Annotated in this window: 15 protein-coding genes; 12 read left to right on the top strand and 3 right to left on the bottom strand. The window is 72.5% G+C overall.

Annotation, left to right across the window (positions count from 1 at the left end):
- Positions 1–69: 69 nt before the first annotated feature.
- The 3 genes from J2N69_RS03645 to J2N69_RS03635 all read left to right on the top strand — a co-directional run bounded on the left by J2N69_RS03645 (position 70) and on the right by J2N69_RS03635 (position 2,951).
- Positions 70–945, top strand: coding sequence for a phosphatidylinositol-specific phospholipase C/glycerophosphodiester phosphodiesterase family protein (locus J2N69_RS03645; protein ID WP_230899427.1), 876 nt, complete (start codon positions 70–72; stop codon positions 943–945).
- A gap of 124 nt (positions 946–1,069) precedes the next feature.
- Complete coding sequence (locus tag J2N69_RS03640; RefSeq protein ID WP_127912292.1) at positions 1,070–1,264, top strand: hypothetical protein; 195 nt, start codon at positions 1,070–1,072, stop codon at positions 1,262–1,264.
- Positions 1,265–1,367: 103 nt separating this feature from the next.
- Positions 1,368–2,951, top strand: coding sequence for a hypothetical protein (locus J2N69_RS03635; protein ID WP_230904561.1), 1,584 nt, complete (start codon positions 1,368–1,370; stop codon positions 2,949–2,951).
- An 18-nt stretch (positions 2,952–2,969) separates the two neighbouring features.
- Here the strand turns inward: J2N69_RS03635 and J2N69_RS03630 are convergent, their stop codons facing one another.
- Complete coding sequence (locus J2N69_RS03630) at positions 2,970–4,178, bottom strand: phosphodiester glycosidase family protein (RefSeq protein WP_230904560.1); 1,209 nt, start codon at positions 4,176–4,178, stop codon at positions 2,970–2,972.
- A gap of 175 nt (positions 4,179–4,353) precedes the next feature.
- Positions 4,354–4,809 (bottom strand): DUF779 domain-containing protein, encoded by a 456-nt coding sequence (locus J2N69_RS03625; RefSeq protein ID WP_230899426.1) that lies wholly within the window; start codon positions 4,807–4,809, stop codon positions 4,354–4,356.
- Positions 4,810–4,964: 155 nt separating this feature from the next.
- Here J2N69_RS03625 and J2N69_RS03620 point away from each other — a divergent pair, with 155 nt between their 5' ends.
- Positions 4,965–6,443, top strand: coding sequence for an integrin alpha (locus J2N69_RS03620; protein ID WP_230899425.1), 1,479 nt, complete (start codon positions 4,965–4,967; stop codon positions 6,441–6,443).
- Between the two features lie 163 nt (positions 6,444–6,606).
- Complete coding sequence (locus tag J2N69_RS03615) at positions 6,607–7,416, top strand: SDR family NAD(P)-dependent oxidoreductase (RefSeq protein ID WP_230899424.1); 810 nt, start codon at positions 6,607–6,609, stop codon at positions 7,414–7,416.
- Between the two features lie 33 nt (positions 7,417–7,449).
- On the opposite strand, the gene J2N69_RS03610 is transcribed toward J2N69_RS03615, so the two are convergent.
- Positions 7,450–8,577, bottom strand: a complete 1,128-nt coding sequence (locus J2N69_RS03610; protein WP_230899423.1) for a WD40 repeat domain-containing protein — start codon at positions 8,575–8,577, stop codon at positions 7,450–7,452.
- A 406-nt stretch (positions 8,578–8,983) separates the two neighbouring features.
- Between J2N69_RS03610 and J2N69_RS03605 the strand changes: the two genes are divergently transcribed.
- From J2N69_RS03605 to J2N69_RS03575, 7 genes are all read left to right on the top strand, one after another.
- Entirely contained in the window at positions 8,984–10,048 is a 1,065-nt protein-coding gene (locus J2N69_RS03605) for a phytanoyl-CoA dioxygenase family protein (protein WP_230899422.1), read from the top strand.
- Positions 10,030–11,349 carry a DUF6271 family protein gene (locus J2N69_RS03600; RefSeq protein WP_230899421.1) on the top strand — a complete coding sequence of 440 codons (1,320 nt, stop codon included), beginning with the start codon at positions 10,030–10,032 and terminating at the stop codon, positions 11,347–11,349. Before J2N69_RS03605 ends, J2N69_RS03600 begins: the two co-directional genes overlap by 19 nt.
- A gap of 29 nt (positions 11,350–11,378) precedes the next feature.
- Positions 11,379–12,590: a type III PLP-dependent enzyme gene (locus J2N69_RS03595; protein WP_230904559.1), complete on the top strand. Its 1,212-nt coding sequence runs from the start codon at positions 11,379–11,381 to the stop codon at positions 12,588–12,590.
- A complete protein-coding gene (locus J2N69_RS03590; RefSeq protein ID WP_230899420.1) occupies positions 12,587–13,141 on the top strand; it encodes a GNAT family N-acetyltransferase in 555 nt (184 codons plus the stop codon). Before J2N69_RS03595 ends, J2N69_RS03590 begins: the two co-directional genes overlap by 4 nt.
- Entirely contained in the window at positions 13,125–14,309 is a 1,185-nt protein-coding gene (locus tag J2N69_RS03585) for an MFS transporter (protein WP_230899419.1), read from the top strand. Before J2N69_RS03590 ends, J2N69_RS03585 begins: the two co-directional genes overlap by 17 nt.
- A 173-nt stretch (positions 14,310–14,482) precedes the next feature.
- A complete protein-coding gene (locus J2N69_RS03580; protein ID WP_230899418.1) occupies positions 14,483–15,397 on the top strand; it encodes an AurF N-oxygenase family protein in 915 nt (304 codons plus the stop codon).
- A gap of 20 nt (positions 15,398–15,417) precedes the next feature.
- A complete protein-coding gene (locus J2N69_RS03575; RefSeq protein ID WP_230899417.1) occupies positions 15,418–17,070 on the top strand; it encodes an FAD-dependent oxidoreductase in 1,653 nt (550 codons plus the stop codon).
- Positions 17,071–17,116 lie beyond the last annotated feature (46 nt).

Raw genomic sequence — 17,116 nt, 5'->3', positions numbered from 1 at the left:
GTTGTTTCGTCGCGTGGGGCAGGATTCGTACTCACCGCTCACTTCGGTCCCACCGTCCCGGAGGAAGACATGGCCCTCACCACCCGTCGCAGAGCCCTGACCACCCTCGGCGCCGCCCTCGCCGGCGGCGTCGCGATACCCGGGCAGGCGGACGCGTCCGGGCGCGGGCGCCGGCCGTGGCCCCGGCACCGCCACCCTCACGTACGCGCCCACGCGCACAACGACTACGAGCACCCCAGGCCCCTCCTCGACGCCCTCGACCACCGCTTCGGCAGCGTCGAGGCCGACATCTACCTCGTCGACGGTCAACTCCTCGTCGCGCACGACCCCGAGGACCTCGACCCCGCCCGCACCCTCGAAGCCCTCTACCTCGACCCGCTGGCCGCCCGCGTCCGCGCCCACCACGGCTCCGTGTACCGCGGCCACCACCGCATCCCCTTCCAGCTCCTGATCGACATCAAGACCGAGGGCGCCGCCACGTACGCCGAACTCCACCGCCATCTGCGGCCCTACCGCCACCTGTTCACCTCGTACGTCCACGGCAAGGTCCGCCGCTCCGCGGTCACGGCGGTCGTCTCCGGTCACCGCGCGGCCCGCGCCCCGATGGAGGCGCAGCGGGTCCGGTACGCCTTCTACGACGGCCGCCTCGCCGACCTCGGGACCCCGGCGCCCGCCTCCCTCATTCCCCTGATCAGCGACAACTGGTCGCTCAACTTCACCTGGCAGGGCGGGGGGCCGATGCCCGCCGCCGAGCGCGAGAAGCTGCGCGGCGTCGTCTCCGCCGCCCACGCGCGCGGGCAGCGCGTCCGCTTCTGGGCGACGCCCGACCTGCCGGGCCCGCGGCGCGACGCGGTCTGGGCGGAACTGCTCGCCGCCGGCGTCGATCACCTCAACACCGACGACCTCGCGGGGCTCGAAGCCTTCCTCGACGCGCACGGCCGCTGACCCCGGCGATCAACGCCCGGACAAGCAGCACCCGTTCGGAGCACAGGTCAGAGGCCCGGACGCACCCTCCGCTACGCGACACTGACGGCCGAGAGCCGCGGCGTCGCGTGGCGGAGGAGGTTCCATGGCTGTCTCGATCTCTGTGGTGCTGTTGCTGTTCATCCTGGCGGTGGTCTTTCTGCGCAACGGCGCGCTGAAGATCTCGCACGCCATCGTCTGTGCCCTGCTCGGGTTCTACCTGGCCGGCTCCAGCATGGCGCCGACCATCCACGACGGCCTCACGGCCACCGCCCACATCGTCAGCGGGCTCCAGCCGTGAGCGTTCTTTGCGGCTCCATGAACAACTGACCACTTCCATGAACAACTGACGTCCCCTCATGGACACTTCAAGGCAGTGGTCCTAGCTTCGGCGCATGCCACGCATGCCCCGCGCCATCCCGCGCAGTGTCCTCGCCCTGGCCGTGACGGCGACCGCCGTCGCGGCCACCCTCGTGGCCCCCGGCCCCGCCCGCGCCGACGACATCCCCAAGGCGCCGGGGCACCGGCTCGTCAAGAGTTACGAGGGGGCGCCCGCCACCGCCCGGCCGCTGCCCGGCACCCCGCCGCCCCAGCACCCCCACCTCGCCGCCAACGGCCGCAGCGGCATGCACGCCGACGCGGCGGGCAGCGGCACGTACCCCTGGAGCGGCCCGCTCGGGAAGCGGCCCGACGTCGACAGCGAGAAGATGGCGGCCCTCGGCGGCGAGTGCGCGACCGTCACCTTCGACCGCGACGGACGGATCGTCACCGTCTGCGGCACCTTCACCGGCTTCCTGGTCAAACTGCTCGACCCCAGGACGCTCGACACGCTCGCCGAGTACAAGCTCCCGCAACGGCCCTCGACCATCGAGGCCATCACCCGGCTCGACTTCTCCAAGATCTTCAAGGACACCTCGGGCGGGGCCTACTCCTACCTCGACGACAAGGACCGGCTCGTCCTCGCCGACTCCCGGCAGCACGTCATCCGGCTCGCGCACGAGCGGATGGCGGACGGCGGGTGGCGCTTCGTCGTCGACAAGGACTGGGACCTGACGGCGCACGTCCCGCACGACTGCGTGACCTGGTCACATCTTTACCCGAGTGGCGAATGTGACCCGGTCACGTCCGTGATGCCGGACTGGGACGGGCGCATCTGGTGGGTGACGCGGCAGGGCCGCGTCGGCACCGCCGATCCGGGCACCGGCGCCATCCGCTCCATCCGGCTCGACGGCGAGGAGATCCAGAACTCCTTCTCCGTCGCCGAGGACGGCGTCTCCATCGTCTCCGACCACGCCCTCTACAGTTTCCGGGCCGCCCCGGACGGCACACCCCGGATCGTCTGGCGCGAGACGTACGACCGCGGCACCGGCACCAAACCCGGCTCGGTGAACCAGGGCTCGGGCACCACCCCCGACCTCTTCGGCGCCCACGACGACTACGTGGCGATCACCGACAACGCCGACGACCGCATGAACGTCCTCGTCTACCGGCGCGGCGCGGACGTGCCCGACGGCCGGCGGCTCGTCTGCAAGATCCCCGTCTTCCGCTCCGGCGCGTCCACCACCGACAACTCACTGATCACCTGGGGCGACAGCCTGATCGTCGAGAACAACTACGGCTACGAGAACATCACCTCGCTCGCCCTCGGCCGCAGCGTCGTCGGCGGCGTCACCAAAATCGACGTGCGCGAGGACGGCAGCGGCTGCGACACGGCATGGGAGAGCGACGTGCGCGCCCCCTCCACCGTGCCCAAACTCTCCACCGCCAACGGCCTGCTGTACTTCTACACGAAGGAGCCCAACAGCCTCGGCGTCGACGCCTGGTACCTCACCGCCGTCGACTTCCGCACCGGCGAGACCCGGTGGAAGCGGCTCACCGGCACGGGCATCGCGTACGACAACAACTGGGCGCCCGTCACGCTCGGCCCCGACGGCACGGCGTACGTGGGTGTCTTCAACGGCCTGGTGGCGGTGCGGGACACGGAGTGAACCGCCGGGGCGCGCCGCTCACGTCCGGGAGAACACGCCGATGCCGTTGGGCACCGGGCGCTCCACCCCGCCGCTGGGGTTGTTGCGCACCGTCACGGCATCGGCGCCCGGCGCCCGCGCCACCAGCGTGGACGTGGACGAGACCAGCGTGGAGGAGCCCCCGCCGTCCAGGCTGAAACCGTCCTCGGCACCCAGGCCGCGCAGTGTCCGCGCCACTTCCGCGACCGTCAGGCCCGTACGGAACTCCGGGGAGCCGTCCAGGGAGAGCAGCAGCAGGCGACGGCCGCCGTCGGCGATCCCGGCGGCCGTCCGCACCGCCGAGGTGGTGGCATCCAGGCCGGGCAGCGGCGCGCCGTCCCGCAGTACGGGATAGCCACCGAGCGCGAAGCGCAGCGGCATGCGGGACTCGGCGGCCACCAGGCGGTGCCTGACCCGCACACGGTCACCCGCCGACAGCTTCCGCAGCTGCTGGGCGCCCGCCTCACGGCCGACCAGGACCGTGCTGTCGTCGGCGATCGGACCGCTGCCCGGCGTGTCGGCCGAGGCCACGACACGCCCGTGACGGACCGTCACCTCATGGGTGTCGGTACTGCACGGCGCGCCACGGTTCGTGTCCGTGCCGCACGTCGCGCGCACCCGCGAGGCGGCCCCCCAGTCGCCGGTGAAGGCGCCGACGGAACCCACCGGGAGCGCGTACTGGTTGAGTCCGCCCAGCGGCAGCCGCGCGTCCCGGGTGCGCACCTCACCGTCGAGCGTCAGCTTGTCCAGCCGGGCCCTTCGGTCCACGCCCACCCCGAGGACGGCCTCGGTGGTGACGCCCGGCGGCATGGCGGGCCCGAAGCGCTGCCCGTCCGGTACGGCGGCCTTCAGCGCGCGGCCGTTGGCGATGGCCGGTCCGACGGGCGCGCCGGTCGCCTCGACGCCGGGGTGCTGGGTCTCGGTGATGTTGAAGAAGTCGCCGTTGATGCCGCCGACCGCGCCGACCCGGTCCGCGAGGGCGGAGACGGGCGAGCGCGCGGCGATCTTGCCCGGGTACAGCAGGCCGACGGCGGTGCGCGGATCGCGCAGGTCGACGTCGAGCACATGGGCGCGGGCGGTGCCGCGCGAGGCCGGGACGTCGAAGTACCGGTACTGCACCCCCGGCGCGAGGCGGGTGGCCGCCACCCGCCGGGTGTCCCCGTCGACGCCACTGGCCGGTGCCGCTCCCGTGAGAGCCGCACCGGCCAGCGTGCCGAGCGTCGAGACGAGGGCGAGGGCCGTTCTGCGCCGTCTGCCGTGCCGGGTCCGCGGTGCCTGCCGTGTGTGCCGTGTGTGCCGTGTCTGCCGTGTCTGCAAGTTCTGCCGCTTCCACCGCGTCACAGATTCCCCCCTGGGGTCGGCCGGGCCCCAACTCTCCCAGCGGTCAACGGAGTTCACCAGGGGTCGGTGACCAGGCACCGACCACCCGGGAACGGATCAGGAAACGTACGCCTTCGGGAGACTCCAGCGAGAAACCGCCGCCGCGCCCGGGCACCACGTCCACGATCAGCCGGGTGTGGCGCCACGCTTCGTACTGGATCTTCGACATCCAGAAGGGTATGGGCTCGGCCACACCTGGCACGGTGAGCGACGCGAGGAGTACGTCCGAATCGCCGGTGCGGAACTCCCCGTCCGGGTAACACATCGGCGCGCTGCCGTCGCAGCAGCCACCGGACTGATGGAACATCAGCGGCCCGTGCCTGCCCCGCAGCACCCGCAGCAGGTCGGCCGCGGCGGGCGTCAGCTCCACGCGGGGGAGCCCGTCAGGACCCACGTGGCTCTCGCGGCCCTCATGACCTTCACGACCCTCATGGCTTTCGTGGCTCTCATGGCGGTCCATGCGGCGATGCTTCCCGTCGGCACGTTGCGACGGGGTTGCAGGCCCCGTACAACCCTTTGCGCGCATGCCGTGTCGAACAGGGCGCCGGACAAGGAACGGGCCCTTTCCGGACACCCCCGCGCCAGCCCGGCCACCTTCCTTCACAGGAGCCGCTCGTGCGCAAGAACCGTTCGGCCGCCCTCGCCGCGGCCTCGTTCCTTCTGCTGACCGGGGCCGGTATCGCCGCCGCCCCCGCCGCCTTCGCCGGCACCCCTGGGGGTACGCACGCCGACGACCGCAACAGCGACTTCAACGGCGACGGATACGAGGACGTACTCGTCGGCGCCCCGGGCGCCACGGTCAGCGGCCACAAGGGCGCGGGGCTCGTCACGGTCCAGTACGGCTCGACCAGAGGCATCGGCACCACGAACGTCGACCGGTTCAGCCAGGCGACGGCCGGCATGGCGGGCGCCGCCGAGGCGGGCGACGCCTTCGGCAAGGCCCTCGCCACGGGCGACCTGGACGCCGACGGCTACGACGACGCGATCGTCGGCATCCCCGGCGAGGACCTCGGCGACCAGGCGGACGCCGGTGGCGTCGCGGTCCTGTGGGGCTCGAAGGACGGGCTCACCGGGGCGGCCAGCGACTGGCTCCAGACCCAGGACCCCACCCAGGGCGCCCAGTTCGGCCGCGGTCTCGCCGCCGCCCACCTCACCGGCGACACGCCGGGCGACGTGCTCGCCGTACTCGACCGCGCCGGGTTGCAGCTGTTCGTGTACGACGCCTCCCCGCAGCCCGGCGAGGCCCCGTTGCGCCGCAAGGACACGCAGCGGCTCGCCGCGGCCGCCGAGCAGCGCCCCATCGAGCCGAAGTCCCTCACCACCGGCGACTACGACGACAACGGCTACGCCGACCTCGTCGTCTCCGGAGTGACCACGGGACCGGAGGAGCCGGGGCACGGCTGGTCCCTGCACTTCGCCGGGAGCGCCGACGCCCTCACGTTCAAGGGCGAGCTGCGCGGCGGACCGGCGGCGGCCTCCGGCGACATCGACAACGACGGCTACGACGACCTGGTGACGGGCGAGCCGGCCTCGCCGGACGACGGCGGCGAGACGATGACCGGCGGCCTGGTCGGCGTGCGCTACGGCACCGCGGACGGCCTCGGCACCGAGGCCAAGTGGTGGACACAGGGCTCCGCGGGCGTGCCCGGCAACCCCGAGCGCGGGGACGGCTGGGGCGCCGACCTGTCCGTCGCGGACACCGACGGCGACGGCTACGCGGACGTGGCGATCGGCGCGCCCGGCGAGGACATCGGCACCGTCGCCGACGCGGGCGCGGTGTGGGTGCTGCGCGGCTCGGAGAACGGGATGACGGCGACCGGCGCCAAGTCGTTCGACCAGGACTCCGCGGACATCCCGGGCGTGCCCGAGAAGGGCGACAAGTGGGGTGCTCAGGTGCGGCTCACGGACCCGAACAACGACGGCCGCTTCGGCCTCCTCGCGGCCGCGCCGGGCGAGAACGCCGGGGACGGCGTGGTGTGGGTCCTGTCGGCCGGTTCGGGCGGCGTCGTCGCGTCGGGCTCCTGGACGTACGGCGCGTCGTCGCTGGGCGCGCCGGGCACGGGCGCGGCGTTCGGCGCGGCGATCGACGAGTGAGCGGCGCCTGACCCTTCATCCGGCCCCGCCTGACCCTTCATCCGGCCCCGTCGGGCCGGATGGCTGGACCGTACCGTCCGGACGCGGCCGTGAGCGGGCGTCTCCGTATCATCACGGGGAATCGCGCCACGTGCTCACGACTGCGTCCGGAGGCTGAACAGGCATGACAGAGAGCCGCGTTGTCATCATCACCGGTGGCGGGACCGGCATCGGGGCCGCCACCGCGCGGCGACTGCGGGCCGAGGGCCACCGCGTGGTGGTCTCGGGCCGCCGCGCCGAACCGCTGCGCCGCGTCGCGGAGGAGACCGGGGCGCTGGCCCACCCCGCCGACACGGGTGATCGCGACGCCGTCGCCGGTCTGGTCGACGCGGCCGTGACGGCGTACGGCCGCGTCGACGGGCTCGTGCTCAACGCCGGGCTCGGGCGCGGCGGCGCCGTCGGCGACCTGTCCGACGAGGACTGGGAGACGGTGCTGCGCACCAACCTCACCGGCCCCTTCCTCCTGATGCGCGCCGCCCTCCCGCATCTGCTGGCCGCGCGCGGCTCGGTCGTCGCGGTCGCGTCGGTCGCCGCGCTGCGCAACGGCGTGGCGAACGCCGCGTACGCCACGTCGAAGGCGGCGCTCCTCCAGCTGTGCCGCTCGCTGGCGGTCGACTACGGCCGGGACGGGCTGCGCGCCAACACGGTCTGCCCCAGCTGGGTGCGGACGGACATGGCCGACCGGCGGATGACGCGGTTCGCCGACGAAGCGGGGCTGGGGGACCGGGGGGCCGAAGCGGCGTACGAGGAGGCGACCCGGCTGATCCCCTCCGGCCGGCCTGGCCGGCCGGAGGAGGTGGCCGAGGCGATCACCTGGCTGCTCTCGCCCGCCGCGTCGTTCGTCAACGGCGCGGCGCTGACCGTGGACGGCGGGGTGACGGCCGTCGACCCGGGCACGGTCGCGTTCGACTACGGGATCGTCCCGCGCGGCTGACGGCCCTCTGCGGGGCAGCTTGGGACCGTGGCCTCAGCCGAGGCGTTCGACGCGGTTCCGGGCCGGCGGGTACGGATAGAAGGAGGTCGTGCCCACCGACCAGAGGCCGCCGTCCGTGCCGGGAATCCGCGCGAGCGCCACGGGTAGGGCCACGGAAGGCGTCTCCGGGCCCCGCTCGCTCACCCAGCCCGTGCCGTCCCAGCGCAGGTAGTGAGCGCGTTTCTGGTCCCAGAAGTCCCAGCCCGAGATCCGGTCGGGCCTGCCGTGCGCGTCGCCGACGATCGAGGTCAGCATGCCGACGCCGAACGGCCCCTTCACGCCGTTCCACTTCGTGCCGTCCCAGTGTTCGAGGCGGACCGACGGCGGCTTGTCCGCCGGTCCGCCGATCCCGTAGCCCCATCCGGTCAGCCAGATGTCGTCGTGGGCGACGGGCAGCAGGCCGGAGACCGAGGCGCGGATGCCGAGCAGGCGGGGGATCACCGTCCAGGCGCCGTCCCAGCGGGCGATGACGTCGCCGAAGACCCACACCTCGCCGCCGGGCGTCACATGAACGCCGCTCGGCGTGGGCGCGGCCTCGTCAGGCAGCGGCCGGCACCAGCGCCACGTCTTGCCGTCGCCGCGCAGCAGCCCCGCCCGGCCGCCGTGCCGCCCCGACACCCAGAACCGGCCGTCCGGACCGGCCGCCACATCCGTCACCTGCGTCCCGGCCTCCCCGCGCCCGGGGAACGAGGCCTCGCGCCAGGTCGTACCGTCCCAGGTGAGGAGCTGGTCGTGGCCCGCGATGTCGGTGCCGACGGCCCAGGCCGCCCCGCCCGACGGGCTGACGGCGACGGACCGCAGGGTGGCGTAGGTCAGGTGGGACAGATCGGTCGCCGACCAGGCGGTGCCGTCCCAGCTCAGGGCGATGGCGGTGCCGTCACTGGTGCTGTCGAGGCCCTGGGTGCCGACGGCCCAGGCCAGATCAGGCCGTGCGGCGGCCACGCCGTAAAGGCGCGAGGCCGGTTGCCCGCCGGGGGCGGGGACTTCCCGCCAGGACGCGGCGGCCGACGCGGGGCGCGGCGCGGCCGCGGCCGTGCCGGCCAGGCCCGCGGGGAGGGCGGCGGGCAGGGCCAGTCCCGCTCCGGTGGTGGCGAGTCCACGGACAAAGACGCGTCTTCGCATGAGAGGCCTTCCTCGGGAGGGTGGCGTTGCGTGTGGCTTCGGTGTGGGCAACACCCTGAACCGGGGGCGGCACGGCGTCAATGCACGCGGATGCCAGTTCTAGGCGGTCAACTCGCCTGCCGGGTGCGGCGGTTGAACAGCAAATTTTCCCGCCGCCTTGACGTGGCGCGCGCGTGAACCAGGGGCAAATATCCGCGTTTTCCTCGACAAGACGCCCAAGTCAATTGTTGACAGCGGTCGTTGGTCTAGTCCATTTTGATGGTACGCAAGTTCGACGTGGGGCGGATGTGTCACCCGCCGCCCCGGCCGACCTGAAGCGGCCCCGCCGGTCCGGCGCGGAGTTTCCCGGGGGACGCATGCCTCCGCCGCCGTGCCGCCCCGAAACAGACCAACCTTGGAGCACGCCATGCCAGCCTCCGACCGCTACCTCCACCGAGCCGCCAGTGCCGTCCCGTACTTCAGCTCCGACGGAGACACGTACCTGGCGCAGACCCAGCTGCGGGACCTGAAGAAGACCCGGCCGCTGAAGGTCCTGTCCGAGGAGGACTTCGCCTTCTGGCAGACGTACGGCTACGTCGTCGTCAAGCAGGCGATCCCCGCCGAGGCGGCCAAGAACCTGCTGGACTTCGCCTGGGAGTTCCAGGGGCTCGACCGGGGGCGGCCGGAGACCTGGTACGAGGAGCGGGAGTTCCGCTCGGACCTCGACCGTGAGCTGCACGTCTACGGCTTCGTCGAGGCCTACCACCACCAGCTCATCTGGGACAGCCGCCAGACGCGGCGGGTCTACGACGCCTTCACCGACGTATGGGACTGCGAAGAGCTCTGGGTGACCCTGGACCGGCTCAACCTGAATCCCCCCAACGTCAAGAACCGCTCCCGCTCCCTGATCGCCCCCACCGAGCGCGGCTTCGACATCAACCTCCACTGGGACGTCGACACCACCCTCGGCGTGCTGCCCCAGCGGGTGCAGGGGATCATCGCCCTGGACGACACCCGCGACGAGCACGGCGGCTTCCAGTGCTGCCCGGAGCTGTTCCGCCGCTTCGACCGGTGGAAGGCGCTCCAGCCGGACGACCGCGACCCGATCCGCCCCGCGATCGACCGGGACGAGATGCCGGTCGTACGGCCCGAGCTGGAAGCCGGCGACCTGCTGATCTGGAACGGCCTGCTCGCCCACGGCGTGGCCCCCAACACCTCCGCGAGCGGCGTCCGCGCCGTCCAGTACCTGTCGATGATGCCCGCCCTGGAGACCCACGAGGAGCTGCGCCGCTCCCGGGTCGAGTCCTGGCGCACCCTCGCCACGCCCGACTGGAACGCCACGCTCCTGGGCGACCGCGACAAGCACGAGTCCCTGCGCTACGGCACCGCCACGCTGAACGACCTGGGCGAGAAGTTGCTCGGTCTCACCTCGTGGACCGGCCAGGACTTCGACCAGCCGATCGGGGACGCCGCATGCGCCGCATCTGCCTGACCCTTCCCACCAACCGGGCCTGCCCCGAGACGATCGCCGCGATCGGCGGCGAAGCGGCCTACGCCGCCGCGCACTTCGACGTCGAGGTGCACCTGCTGATCCTCGACTCCTCCGACCCGGACACCTTCGCCGCCCACGCGGACGCCGTCCACGCGCTCGGCGAGGTGCCGCACGTCGTCACGCACCACCTCGGTGAGCCGCAGCAGCGGGACTTCCTGCGCCACGTGATCGGCCGGGCCGAGGTCGCCAAGCCCGAACTGATGCTGGAGCTGATGCTCCCGGACGGGCTCTCCTATGGCGCGTGCACCAACCGCGCCTTCCTCATCGCCGCCGCGCTCGGCTGCGAGTCCGTGCACCGCAGGGACTCCGACAGCCGGTACCAGACCCTCGACGGCGAGCCCGCCCACCCCATCCACCACGAGCTGATGTCCCTCGGCAAGCGCGCCGCCGACGCGGCGCGGGGCCCCGTCGCGACGGTCCTCGACGAACGCCACGCCGCCAAGCGCGTCGCGATGGTGGGCAGTTCGTTCGTGGGGGAGCTGTCCGTGGACATCGGCGAGATACGCGGGCTCGACCCCGAGGTCTACTACGACGTCGTCAGCCTCTGGGCGCCGGACCACTGGTCCGACGAGCAGAAGCGGGAACTCGTCGACGACTCCTTCCGCGGCGCCGGTACGGAACCGTTCACCGGCGACCGCGCGACGCTGACCCTGGTCGACCCCATGCGCGTCGACATGTGCAACATCAGCTTCCACGGCGTGCACGAACATGTGCCGCTGCCGCCCGCCACCGACACCATCGGCAGCGACTACTTCCTTATTCATTTGGTTTACGACGCCGCGCTGCCCGGCGTCCTGCACAACCGCAACATCGTGAACTACTACACCGCGGAACGCAGGACCGACGCCGGCTTCATCGCGTACCAGACGCGCTTCGTCAAGTTCTTCCTGTCGATGCTCTACTTCCACCACGTCTACGAGCGGATGGCCGCCGCCGGGGAGACGCTCCTGGACGGCCAGGGCCACGTCCGGGCCTCCGTCATCAGCGCGCTCGCCAGGGAGAGCGCCACGCTCGACCGCGCCGAGAACGTCCGGCGCCTGGACCGCGTCGACGCCGCCTACCGCAGACTCGGCGGCAGGTACGCCCGGTTCGCCGACATCCTGGCCACGCGCCGCGAGCGCCTCCTGGACGAGGCGCGCAGCGACATCGAGGACTTCGCGCTGCTGACCGAGGCCTGGGAGCCCCTGGTGCGGGCGAGCCGCGAAGCCGGACCGCTCCTGTCGGCGGGACGGCCGACGTGAACGCCGCGCTGACCCACGAGGCCGTACGCCTGCCACAGCCCGCTGCCCGCCAAGCACGCGGAAACCCGCAGGAAGCCGGGCGCCTCCTCGCCGCCCTGGCGGCCGCCACCGAGGACCAGATCGTCTTCGACCTCCCCGGCATCGAGGAGCGCTACGACACGCTGCGCCGCGAACTGCCGGGCGTGGCCGTCCGGTTCGCTATGAAGGCCTGCCCGGTCGACGAGGTGCTGGCCCGCCTGGCCGCACGCGGCTGCGGCGCCGACGCGGCGAGCCCCCGCGAGGTGGAGCAGGCCCTGGACGCCGGCTTCCCCGTCACCGCGATGCACTACGGCAACACCGTCAAGTCCGACGAGAACATCGCCGCCGCACACCGCCTCGGCATCACGGACTTCGCGACCGACAGCCTGGAGGACGTGACCGCGATCGCCGAACGCGCCCCGGGCTCCCGGGTGTTCTGCCGCCTCGCGACCACCGGGGAGGGTGCCCTGTGGGGACTGAGCAACAAGTACGGATGCCCGCCCGCCGATGCCGTCGCCATCCTGGAAAGAGCCCGTGACCTCGGCCTGACCCCCGCGGGCCTGTCCGTGCACGTCGGCTCCCAGCAGATGACGGCCGACGCCTGGCGCAGTGCCTTCGACGGCATCGCCGACACGCTCGAAGCCCTCCACCGGCGCGGCATCCACCTCGACCACGTCAACCTGGGCGGCGGCCTGCCCGCGCTCGGCTACCGCGACAAGCACGGCAGAGCGCTCGACCCGCCGATGGACAAGATCTTCACCGTGATCCGCGAAGGCATGGCACGCCTGCGCGAGATCCCGGGCCACCGGCTCGGCTTCGTCGTCGAACCGGGGCGCTATCTCATCGCGGACCAGGGCGCGATCCGTGCCCACGTCTCCCGGCTGTCCGCGCGACGCGGACCGGACGGCGAGCGCCAGTACTGGCTCTACCTGAGCTGCGGCAAGTTCAACGGCCTGTACGAGATGGACGAGGTGCAGTACCGCCTCGTCTTCCCCTCGCACCGAGACGCCGAGTCCGTCCCGGCCGTGGTGGCGGGCCCCACCTGCGACAGCGACGACGCCTTCTCCCACGAGCACGGCCTCGTCCCGGTCCCCAAGGCACTGGCCTCCGGCGACCCCGTCTGGGTCATGTCCTGCGGCGCGTACGCGACGAGCTACATGACGCAGGGCTTCAACGGCTTCAGCCCGCTTCCGTACAGCTGGACGGACGGCGGGGACACGTGAACCACGAGATACGGATACGTCACGTCGCCGACGGGGACTGGGACGCCATCGTGGCCCTGGAGTCCCACGCCTACAGCCGCCTCGGCCTGACGGAGGGCCGGGCCGCGCTGGAGTCCAAGGCGCATGCGTCCCCAGCCACGTGCTTCGCGCTGGAGGTTGGCGGCCGACTGGCGGGCTACCTGCTGGCCCTGCCCTACCCGGAGTCCGCCTACCCGGACCTGCGGGGGACCGAAAAGAAGCCCGCACCCCCGTCGCGCAATCTGCATCTGCACGACATCGTCATCGCGGAGGACCTGCGGCACCGCGGCCTCGCCCGGCACCTGCTGAACCACCTGACGGCGACCGCTCGCACCGGTGGGTACGAGCAGATCTCACTGGTGGCCGTCGGCGGCAGCGAGACGTTCTGGGCGGCCCGCGGGTTCACCGCGAGCCCCGTGACCCCGACCGGCTACGGCCCGACCGCCGTGTACATGTACCAGGCGGTGCCGGCCCGGCCGGTCCCGCGCGAAGAGACAGAGAAGTGGGCTGAGGCGGGTGCCGCACGTGCGTGATCCTTTCCATCGGAGCCAGTTGGCGATCGCGGCGCTGTTCTGCTCGCTCGGCTTCCAGTACGCCACCTGGGCGGCACGGATTCCCGCCCTCAAGGACGAACTCGGCCTGAGCGCGGCGGAGGTCGGCGTCCTGCTGATGGCCGCGGGCGTCGGTGCCGCCGTGTCGTTCCCCGTGGTGGCCGCGCTGATGCGGCGCCTCGGCTCACAGCGTCTCGCGCTCTGGTCGGCGCTCTGTCTGGCCCTGGTGCTCCCGGCGCTGGCCGCCGCCCCGAACTACCCCGTCGCGCTGCTGGTCCTGTGCGTCGACGGCGTCCTCGTGGGCTGCCTCAACGTCGCCATGAACGCCCAAGGAGCCGCGCTGGAGACGACGTTCGCACGCAACGCCATGGCCCGGCTGCACGCGACCTTCAGCGGCGGCTCCCTGCTCGCCGCGCTGCTCGCCTCCGGCATGACCACGGTGACGACATCGGTCACCGCGCACTTCGGGGTGGCCGCGGCGGCCCTGCTCCTCCTCGTGGCGTACGCCCGCACCGGCTTGCTGGCGGAGGAGCAACTCCCGGAGCCGGAAGCGCAGAAGGAGAAGAAGAAACGTGCCGGGAAGTGGTCCATCCCCTCCCGCATGACGCTGTGGATGTGCGTCGCGATGGCGTTCGGCACCGTGACCGAGGGGGCCATGAACGACTGGTCGGCCCTCTATCTGGAAGACGTCGCCGAGGCCTCCGCGGAGCTGGCGCCCCTCGGCATCGCGGTCGTCTCCGGGATGATGGTCGTCGCCCGCCTCTTCGCCGACGGCTGGCGCGGCCGCTGGGGCGACGGCCGCGTCGTGCTGACCGGAAGCGTGCTGGCGGGCGCGGGCTTGATCCTCGCCCTGCTCGGCGGCGGCCTGGTACCGGCCCTGCTCGGCTTCGCGTGCGTCGGCCTCGGCATCGCGGCCGTCACCCCGTGCGTGTACGTGGCGGCGGCGGGGCAGGGTTCGGACTCGCTGACGCTCGTCGCCGCCATGGGGACGACGGGCCTGCTGGCGGGGCCGCCGCTGATCGGCTTCATCGCCCACGCGAGCAGCCTGGTGTGGGGCTTCGCGGCCGTCGCCGCCTCGGCGCTCGTCGTCGCCGTGTGCAGTACGCGGATTCGGTGGACGCCCGCCGCGGAGGAGGTGACCCGCTCGTAACGCCCCGCTCGGCACGCACCACATGGCCCACCGCCCGCGCCCCCGCTCGTATTTACCGGGGGGTAGGCCTATCCGACCCCCTTGTTATACGGTCTGTCTAACAAGGGGGTCGTGGCGTGCCGCGTGGCGTTGCCGCGGGCCCTGCCCTGACGTCCGAGTCAAGGAGCCGCTCCATGGCAAGCAGCACTGTTCGGCCGAGCACACAGGACCACTCCCCGGAGGGCGACATCGCCCGGCGGCTGCTCGACTCGGCCGCCGTCCTGGCGTACGACCCCGCCACCGAGGTCGACTGGGAGACCCCGCTCGACCGGAACTGCCACGGCGCGAGCCCGGAGTGGAGCACCCTCTATGGCACCGCGTACTGGCAGGAGTTGACCGACGAGCAGCGCAAGGAGCTGACCCGCCAGGAAGCCGCCTCGGTGGCCAGCACCGGCATATGGTTCGAGATGATCCTCCAGCAGATGGTGCTGCGCGACGTCTACGCGAAGGACCCGACCAGCGCCGAGGTGCAGTGGGCGCTCACGGAGATAGCCGAGGAGTGCCGGCACTCCATCATGTTCGCCCGCGGCGCGCAGAAGCTCGGCGCGCCCGCCTACCGGCCGCACCGCCTCGCCGTCGAACTGGGCAGGGTCTTCAAGTCGGTCGCCTTCGGCGAGGCGGCCTACGCCGCGATCCTCGTCGCCGAAGAGGTCCTCGACGTCATGCAGCGCGACTGGATGCGGGACGAGCGGGTCGTGCCGTTCGTCCGCACCATCAACAACATCCATGTCGTCGAGGAGTCGCGGCACATGAAGTTCGCCCGCGACCAGACGCGCAAGCGCCTCGCGGGCGCGGGCCGCGTGCGCCGCCAGATCAACGCCCTGGTCATCGCCATCGCGTCGTACGTCATCGTCACCAGCATGGTCAACCGCAGGGTGTACGCGACCGCGGGGCTCGACGAGGAGCGCGCGCTCGCCGAGGCGAAGGCCAACGAGCACCACAAGTCCATGATGCGTTCCAGCTGCGCCGGCCTCATGGAGTTCCTCGCCTCGTGCCGCCTGCTCACCAGGCCGGCGCTGGTCTTCTACAAGCGCGCCCACCTCATCTGAGCCGAGCTGAGTCCACGAACATGACGTACGCCATCACCCAGACCTGTTGCAGCGATGCCACCTGCGTCGCCGTCTGCCCGGTCAACTGCATCCATCCCACGCCGCAGGAGCGGGCGTTCGGCAGCACGGAGATGCTGCACATCGACCCCGCGACCTGCATCGCCTGCGGCGCCTGCGCCGACGCCTGCCCCGTCGACGCGATCTTCCCGGTGGACCGGCTGCCCGCCGCGCAGAAGGAGTACGCCGCGATCAACGCCGCGTACTACGAAGAGGCCGAGGCGGCCCGACCGGAGCACGACGGGCCGAACTTCCACGCCTGGGGCGAGCCGGAGTTCCCGCGCGTCCTGCCCGCGGACTTCGCCCCGCTGAAGGTCGCCGTCGTCGGCACCGGCCCGGCCGGCATGTACGCCGCGCAGGACCTGCTGCTGCACACCAGCGCCGAGGTGACCCTGATCGACCGGCTGCCGGTGGCGGGCGGCCTCGTGCGGTACGGCGTGGCGCCCGACCACCCCGCGACCAAGAAGGTCGGCGACACCTTCGCCCGCTTCCACGCCCACCCCAGGGTGCGGATGCACCTCGGGCTCGACGTCGGGACCGACGTCACCCCGGAGGAGATAGCCGCCCACCACGACGCGGTGATCTACGCCGTCGGCGCGTCCGCCGACCGCCGCCTGTCCATCCCGGGCGAGGAGTTGCCCGGCAGCCTCTCCGCGAGCGCCTTCGTCGCCTGGTACAACGCCCACCCGGACGCGGCGCCGGACGCCGTCGACCTGTCGGCGGAGCGCGTCGTCGTGGTCGGCAACGGCAACGTCGCCCTCGACGTGGCCCGCATCCTGCTCGCCGACCCGGACACCCTGGCCCGCACCGACATCGCCGACCACGCCCTGGCGGCGCTGCGGGGCAGCAAGGTCCGCGAGGTCGTCCTGCTCGCGCGCCGCGGACCCGAACACGCCGCCTACACCACCTCCGAACTGCTCGCCCTCAAGCACGTGCCGGGCGTCGAGCTGGTCGTCGACGACCACGACCCGCGGACCGCCGCGGCCCTCGACGCGGCGGACCCGCACGGCAAGGCCGCCGCCCTGCGCGGCGTCGCACGCCGCCGGCCGAACTGGGACGAGCCGCCGGCACCCGGGCGGCGCATCGTGCTGCGCTTCCACTGCACACCCCGCGAAGTGCTCGGCGAGGGCCGCGTGGAGGCCGTACGCGTCGCCTCGGATGCGGGGGAGCGGACCGTGCGCGCGGGCATGGTGCTGCGCGCGATCGGCTACCGCGGCGTACCGGTGGCGGGCCTGCCCTTCGACGAGAACAGCGGGACCGTGCCGCACGAGGCCGGCCGGGTCACCGGGCACCCCGGCACGTACGTCGTGGGCTGGATCAAGCGCGGCCCCACGGGAGGCATCGGCGCCAACCGCACCTGCGCCGCCGAGACGATCACGACCCTCCTGGCCGACGCGGTCGCCGGAGCGCTCCCCGCGCCGCGGCGCACCCCCCGCTCCTTCCACCGCCTGGCCCGCCGCCGCAACCGCCGGGTGATCGACGCCCGGGGCCTGGCCGCGATCGACCGAGCCGAACGCACCCGAGGCAAGGAGACGGGCCGCCCCCGCGTCAAACTGGCCACGGTGGCCGAACTCGTGGCCACGGCCAGGTCAAACCGGATGAGCCTGCGCCACTGACCACTCAGCGCGCCCCGTAAGGGGCGCGGGGAACTGCGCGCTCAGC

Origin of the sequence: Streptomyces huasconensis, assembly GCF_021028635.1 — a bacterium.
GTDB lineage: Bacteria > Actinomycetota > Actinomycetes > Streptomycetales > Streptomycetaceae > Streptomyces > Streptomyces huasconensis.
This window is presented reverse-complemented; position numbering and strand designations above follow the sequence as displayed.